General features: G+C 66.1%; 7 protein-coding genes, 1 other RNA gene and 1 riboswitch. Of the genes, 2 read left to right on the forward strand and 6 right to left on the reverse strand.

What is annotated here, in order from left to right; translation table 11 throughout:
- Window positions 1–2 precede the first annotated feature (2 nt).
- Window positions 3–1,676, reverse strand: coding sequence for a dihydroxy-acid dehydratase (gene ilvD, locus F3J15_RS19670; RefSeq protein WP_166893536.1), 1,674 nt, complete (start codon window positions 1,674–1,676; stop codon window positions 3–5).
- A 135-nt stretch (window positions 1,677–1,811) separates the two neighbouring features.
- Between ilvD and F3J15_RS19675 the strand changes: the two genes are divergently transcribed.
- Entirely contained in the window at window positions 1,812–2,726 is a 915-nt protein-coding gene (locus F3J15_RS19675; RefSeq protein ID WP_166893538.1) for a LysR substrate-binding domain-containing protein, read from the forward strand.
- 89 nt (window positions 2,727–2,815) lie between these two features.
- Window positions 2,816–3,706 carry a prolipoprotein diacylglyceryl transferase gene (gene lgt, locus F3J15_RS19680; protein WP_166893540.1) on the forward strand — a complete coding sequence of 297 codons (891 nt, stop codon included), beginning with the start codon at window positions 2,816–2,818 and terminating at the stop codon, window positions 3,704–3,706.
- Between the two features lie 109 nt (window positions 3,707–3,815).
- On the opposite strand, the gene F3J15_RS19685 is transcribed toward lgt, so the two are convergent.
- The 5 genes from F3J15_RS19685 to F3J15_RS19705 form a co-directional block, all read right to left on the reverse strand.
- Complete coding sequence (locus F3J15_RS19685) at window positions 3,816–4,556, reverse strand: SIMPL domain-containing protein (protein ID WP_069248620.1); 741 nt, start codon at window positions 4,554–4,556, stop codon at window positions 3,816–3,818.
- Between the two features lie 180 nt (window positions 4,557–4,736).
- Complete coding sequence (locus tag F3J15_RS19690) at window positions 4,737–5,198, reverse strand: EVE domain-containing protein (protein WP_006478090.1); 462 nt, start codon at window positions 5,196–5,198, stop codon at window positions 4,737–4,739.
- Window positions 5,199–5,267: 69 nt separating this feature from the next.
- A non-coding RNA gene (ssrS, locus tag F3J15_RS19695) (6S RNA) lies at window positions 5,268–5,449 on the reverse strand.
- Between the two features lie 81 nt (window positions 5,450–5,530).
- Window positions 5,531–5,845, reverse strand: coding sequence for a cell division protein ZapA (locus F3J15_RS19700; RefSeq protein ID WP_011352906.1), 315 nt, complete (start codon window positions 5,843–5,845; stop codon window positions 5,531–5,533).
- Window positions 5,842–6,192, reverse strand: a complete 351-nt coding sequence (locus F3J15_RS19705; RefSeq protein ID WP_166893542.1) for an ATPase — start codon at window positions 6,190–6,192, stop codon at window positions 5,842–5,844. The genes F3J15_RS19700 and F3J15_RS19705 overlap by 4 nt, the downstream gene beginning before the upstream one ends.
- 154 nt (window positions 6,193–6,346) lie before the next feature.
- Window positions 6,347–6,598, forward strand: a riboswitch (cobalamin riboswitch).
- Window positions 6,599–6,815: the final 217 nt, after the last annotated feature.

Consider the following 6,815-nt stretch of genomic DNA (forward strand, 5'->3'; position numbering starts at 1 on the left):
GATCAACCCGTGACGGCGCCCTTGTTCGCCGGGCGGGCGAGCGCCGCGAATTTCGCGAGCACGCCGCGCGTGTAGCGCGGCGCCGGCTGTTGCCATGCGGCGCGGCGGCGCGCGAGTTCCGCGTCGTCGACGTTCAACTGCAGCAGCAGCCGGTGCGCGTCGATCGTGATCGAGTCGCCTTCCTGCACGAGCGCGATCGTGCCGCCGACGAACGCCTCGGGCGCGACGTGGCCGACTACCATCCCCCAGGTCCCGCCCGAGAAGCGGCCGTCCGTGATGAAGCCGACCGATTCGCCGAGCCCCTTGCCGATGATCGCCGACGTCGGCGCGAGCATTTCCGGCATGCCGGGGCCGCCCTTCGGGCCGAGGTAGCGCAGCACGAGGATGTCGCCGGCACGGATCCGGTCGCCGAGAATCGCATCCATCGCGCTCTGCTCATCGTCGAACACACGTGCCGGGCCCGTGATCACCGGGTTCTTCAGGCCGGTGATCTTCGCGACCGCGCCGTCTTCCGCGAGATTGCCCTTCAGGATGGCGAGGTGGCCTTCCTTGTACAGCGCGCGGTCGATCGGGAAGATCACGTCCTGGTCCGTGCGCGGCACGCTCGGCACGTCCTTCAGTTCGTCGGCGATCGTGCGGCCGGTGATCGTCATGCAGTCGCCATGCAGCAGCCCCGCGTCGAGCAGGATCTTCAACACCTGCGGAATCCCGCCGGCCCGGTGCAGGTCGGTCGCGACGTACTTCCCCGACGGCTTCAGGTCGCAGATCACGGGCACGCGCTTGCGGATGCGCTCGAAGTCGTCGATCGTCCAGTCGACCTCGGCCGCGTGCGCGATCGCGAGATAGTGCAGCACCGCATTGGTCGAGCCGCCCGTCGCCATGATCACCGACACCGCATTCTCGATCGATGCCTTCGTGATGATGTCGCGCGGCTTCAGGTCGCGCTTCACGGCCTCGACGAGCACGCGTGCCGATTCGGCGGCCGAATCGACCTTCTCCTGATCGGGGTTCGCCATCGTCGACGAGTACAGCAGCGACATCCCGAGCGCCTCGAACGACGAGCTCATCGTGTTCGCGGTGTACATCCCGCCGCACGACCCCGAGGTCGGGCAGGCGTTCTGCTCGACGCCTTCGAAATCCTCCTGCGACATCCGGCCCGCGGTGAATTCGCCAACGGCCTCGAACGACGACACGATCGTCAGGTCCCGGCCTTTCCAGTTGCCGGGGCGGATCGTGCCGCCATACACGTAGATGCCCGGCACGTTCAGGCGCGCGAGCGCGATCATCCCGCCCGGCATGTTCTTGTCGCAGCCGCCGACGACCACCACGCCGTCCATCCATTGCCCCTGCACGCAGGTCTCGATGCAGTCGGCGATCACCTCGCGCGACACGAGCGAGTACTTCATCCCTTCGGTGCCCATCGACATGCCGTCCGAAATCGTCGGCGTGCCGAAGATCTGCGGGTTCGCGTCGGCCGCCTTCACGGCCGCAACGGCCGCGTCCGACAGGCGTTGCAGGCCGGAATTGCACGGCGTGATCGTCGAATGGCCGTTCGCGATGCCGATCATCGGCTTGTCGAAATCGTCCTTCTGGTAGCCGAGGGCGTAATACATCGAGCGGTTCGGCGAGCGGGCCACGCCTTGCGTGATGTGCTTCGAGCGACGGTTGTAAGCCATGGGGGACTCCATCGTTGTCTGGGCAACGCCGTCGAGCGGCGAGCCGGTTCGGATCAATCAAGCATGGAGTGTCCGGATTGGGATGTCCAATATATTATTTGTCGCTTATTCAGTCGTTTTTCGAATGAGAGAGCCATGGCCGATCCGACTCCCGACCTGCGCCAGTGGCGCTATTTCGTGACCGTCGCCGACGAGCGCCATTTCGGCCGCGCGGCCGAACGCCTGTCGATGACGCAGCCGCCGCTGTCGCAGGCGATCCGTGCGCTCGAGGATGCGCTCGGCGTCGCGCTGTTCGCGCGCACCAAGCGCTCGGTGGCGTTGACGGCGGTCGGGGCGGCGCTGCTGCCCGACGTGCGCCGGCTGCTCGCATCGGCCGACGCGTTGCCGCCGCTTGCGCGACGGCTCGCGCGCGGCGAGGCTGGCTCGCTGTCGCTCGCGTTCGTGTCGACCGCCGATTACGGGCTGCTGCCTACGCTGCTGCGTGCGTTCGGCGCGCGCTATCCACAGGTGCGGCTGCAACTCACGGAGGCGACGAGCGACGTGCAGATCGACGAGCTCGTCGCGGGCCGCATCGACGCGGGGCTCGTCATTCCGCCCGTGCCGCCGCGCCACGCGGCCGGGCTGTCGTACCTGCCCGTCATGCGCGAGCCGCTGGTGGTGGCGATGCCGGTGGCAGCGAGCGATGCACCGGAAGACGAGCCCGTCCGTCTCGCCGAGGTTGCCGCGTTGCCGCTCGTGATCTTTCCGCGTCGTCTGGCGCCCGGCTTTTATGACATCATTACGGGCTGCTACGGCGCGGCGGGGGAAACGCCGCATATCGGCCAGGAGGCGATCCAGATGCAGACGATCGTCAGCCTCGTGTCGGCCGGCATGGGCGTCGCACTGGTGCCGCAATCGCTGCGTAACCTGCGGCGCACCGGCGTGGTCTACCGGCCGCTTGCCGATCACGCACCGGTCGTCGAGACCGGCCTCGTGTGGCGCACCGGTGACGTGAGCCCCGTGCTGGCCGGCTTCATCGACGTCGTGCGCGCGCAGGGCCTCGCCACGTGACGTGAACGATGACGCGCGGGTGCCGTCCAACGCGCGGTGCTGCGCGTTTGCGACGGCCGTACCGCATTCGAAAACTTCTTCGCTAACCCATGATCATTCACCCGAATTTCGACCCCGTTGCGATCCATCTCGGGCCGCTGGCCGTGCGCTGGTACGGGCTCATGTATCTCGTCGGCTTCATTGCGGCGATCGTCGTCGGCCGGATCCGGCTGAAGCTGCCGCACGTCGCGGCGCAAGGCTGGACCGCGAAGGACATCGACGACATGATGTTCTACGGTGTGCTCGGCACCGTGCTCGGCGGCCGGCTCGGCTATGTGCTGTTCTACAAGGCCGATTTCTACTTCTCGCATCCGCTCGACGTATTCAAGGTGTGGGAGGGCGGCATGTCGTTTCACGGCGGCTTCCTCGGCGTGACGCTCGCGATGATGTTGTTCGCGTGGCAGCGCAAGCGCCACTGGCTGCAGGTCACCGATTTCGTCGCGCCGATGGTGCCGACCGGGCTCGCGGCCGGGCGGCTCGGCAACTTCATCAACGGTGAGCTGTGGGGCCGCGTGACCGATCCTTCGGCACCGTGGGCGATGCTGTTCCCGGGCGCGATGCGCGACGATGCGGCATGGTTGCCGAAGCATCCTGAGCTCGTCGAGAAGTGGCATCTTGCCGACGTGTTCATGCAATACCAGATGCTGCCGCGCCATCCGTCGCAGCTCTATGAAATCGCGCTCGAAGGCATCGCGCTGTTCTTCGCGCTGTTCTTCTTCGCGCGCAAGTCGCGGCCGATGGGCGCCGTGTCCGCGCTGTTCCTGATCGGCTATGGCCTCGCACGCTTCACGGTCGAGTTCGCGCGCGAGCCCGACGACTTCCTCGGCCTGCTCGCGCTCGGCCTGTCGATGGGGCAGTGGCTGTCGCTGCCGATGATCCTCGCGGGCGTTGCATTGATGGTCTGGGCGTATCGCCGCCGCGCGGCGAATGCCGTTGCGTGATGCGATGCCGATGCACGTGCGATCGGCGCGAGCATCGGCACCATGCAGGTAAACAAAACGCCGGCCCTCGGGCCGGCGTTTTTCATTTCGGACTGCCGTGCGCTGCGCGTTACTTCATCTGCACGGAGCCGTTGACGGTGACCGACACGGTGGCCTTGCCGCCTTCGACCGCGATCGGCGCGCTCATCTTCGCGCTGTCCATCGGCGCCGCGGCCATCGCCATCATGCGCGGGTACGGCTGTACGTTGCGGCCGCCGCCGACGTTCACGTCGCGGATCGTGTAGCTGCCGTAACCGAATGCTTTCGCGGCTTCATCGGCGCGGGCGCGGAACGACTTGATCGCTTCGGTCGTCAGCTTTTGCTCGGCCGCGCGCTGCGCTTCGGGCGACAGCGAGAACTCGACGTTCGCGACCTGCATCAGGTTCGACAACTGGCCCGCAAGCTTCGACGCGGCAGCGAAATCGCGTGATTCGAGCGCCACTTCAGTACGACCGCGCCATGCGGAGATCTTGCCGTCACGATCGGTGCTCGGGTACACGGAGAATGCGCCCGTGTGCGCGGTGACGCCCGATACGCCCTTTGCCTGCGACAGCGCTGCGTCGGCGCGCTGGTTCAACTGGGCGGTGAGGCTGCCCGGATCCTTGGCCTGCTGCTCGTAGAACAGCGTGATGTGGATGATGTCCTGCGGCACGTCCGCGCTGGCCTGCGACGACAGCGACAGCACGCCTGCCGGCTCCGGAAAGTGCGGGTTCGCGGTTTGCGCGTGCGCGGCAGTCGACGCGAGCGTCAGCGCGACGGGAACGGCGGCGGCAAGGGCGAGCGACAGCGCGAGTGCGGATTTCTTGGTCATTGTTGGACTCCTTGTGCGAGGGCGTGCACGCGGATTGCGCGTGCACGACGCGGGCGTACCGCGCGACGAAAAAACGACAGCCGGCCTGATCGGCCGACAGCGGTTGCTTAGGCCGCGCGACAGTGCCGCGAGTTCCGTGCCGGCGGCGCGTACTGACCAGATTTGACCTTTGGCGCGCGCCTACTTCATCAGCTTTTCGGTGATGAAGCGCCATTCGGCGCGCGTGACCGGCGTGATCGACAGCCGGTTGCCGCGCGCGAGCACGCGCATGTCGGCGAGTTCGTCGTGTTCGCGCAGCGCCGCGAGCGGCACGAGCGGCGACTTCTTCACGAAGCGCACGTCGACGAGCAGCCAGCGCGGTGCTTCCTGAGTCGACTTCGGGTCGTAATAGGGGCTTTTCGGATCGAACTGCGTGGGGTCGGGGTAGGGCGTCGACGACACTTCGGCGAGGCCCGCGATGCCCGGCTCGGGGCAGCTCGAGTGATAGAACAGCACGCCGTCGCCGATCTTCATCGTGTCGCGCATGAAATTGCGCGCCTGATAGTTGCGCACGCCGGTCCACGGCAGCGAGCGCTGCGGTGCGTTGGCGAGATCGTCGATGCTTGCTTCGTCCGGTTCGGACTTCATCAGCCAGTATTGCATGGATCGTGATCGACGCAGAAAGGGCTGTTGCAAAAGGAAACGGCATCGGGAGTTCCCGATGCCGTTGGATAGGCCCCCGCCTTGGCCGCTAGGCCGGCATCCTGAACCTGAGGTTCAGAATTGGTCGCAGTTAGCAGCACTTCGGGTACATCAGACAGAGTGACGCGCGCGCCCGTGCTACAAATTTCCGCAACCGTGCACATGGCATTGGTTCAAGGAATATATGACCTTGGCGAACCAGGCAGGGAAGCTGACTGAACTGTGATTCGATGCGCCAATTTGACCACCGTTGATCGCCGAGATCAAGGGGAATCGACGCATCGATTAAAACGTTACTGCGTCTCGTGCTGTGCGAGCACCGCGCCGAGCTGTTCGTTCATCTGGTGCATTGTACGACGGATTTCCTCCGCCGGAAATGCTTCACCGTGCCGCACGCTCGTTTGCAGTCGCAGCAATTCGGACGCGAGCGACAGCGCCGCCATCACGGCGATGCGATCGGTGCCGCGTACCGAGCTGTTCGAGCGGATTTTCGACATTTCGGCGTCAACGCGCGCGACCGCTTCGAGCAGCGCCGCTTCGGTCTCGGCCGAGCAGGCGAGCCGATAGGCCTGACCGAGAATCGAGACTTCGATCTGCTTGGTGCTCATGCATGTTCTCCGTGGCTGGCCGCGTCATCGCCATCCGTACGCGCCTGCGCATCCAGCAGGTCGAGCTGGTTGTCGGCTTGCTCCACACTTTTCGAGCGCGGCAGCTTTTCGAGAATCGCGTTCAGTTTCACCTGGGCGTCGTCGATCTTTGCCGACAGCGTGTCACGCTCGGCCGCAAGTGCATTGCGTTCGTCGCGCAGTTGCGCGAGTTCCGCGCGGACAGCGTCCGCATCCGCGCGCAATTGCGCGACCTGCTCCTCGAGCGCGAGCCGTTCCGAGTGATAGCGCTTGTTAAGCGAAATCAGACGGCCAATATTTTGAGATAGGGTTTCGAGTTCGTTGAGCATTTGCTGCGTCCTCTAAAGACCCAGCATTTTAGCGCGGAATAACGCGCAATCCGACATCTGTAACGTTTCCAGTCGTAACACCCCTGCTTCTTGCCGCGAATCAGCGCGTCCCGTGCGTGTCCGGACGCTTCCTTGACGCTCGCGCGGCCCGCTCCTAAACTGGCGCCGCCTCGGTGCTCGCGCGTGGAACGCGCGGTTAAACGGGAAGCAGGGCGCGGGCGCCGGAAGCCCGCCAACCTGCGCTGCCCCCGCAACGGTAAGCGGCCGCGTCTCGTGACGCAGGCCGGCTCGGGCGCGTTTCGCGTGCAGGTCCTGCATGCGGACGCGGGCCACTGCGCGTGATCGCGCGGGAAGGCGAGCCGGACCGCCGCCAGCCCGGATACCGGCCGAGACGGGGAGCCCGCACGGGCTTCGTGACGCGCGGCCTGCGGGGAGGCGGGGCGCGCAATGCTTCACGGAATCTTCTTCGATGCTGACCCCAATCGTCCGCGCGGCGTTCACGTCACGACCGGCCCGCTGCCGCAAGCGGGTGCGCCGCACGTCGTGTGCGGCGCCGTGCGCGGCATGAGCGCCGCGCGCGCCACCGCGATCTGGGCCGCGCTGGCTGCGGCGGTCGCGTTGCT

Source organism: Burkholderia sp. Ap-955 (genome assembly GCF_011753045.1).
Lineage (GTDB): Bacteria > Pseudomonadota > Gammaproteobacteria > Burkholderiales > Burkholderiaceae > Burkholderia > Burkholderia lata_D.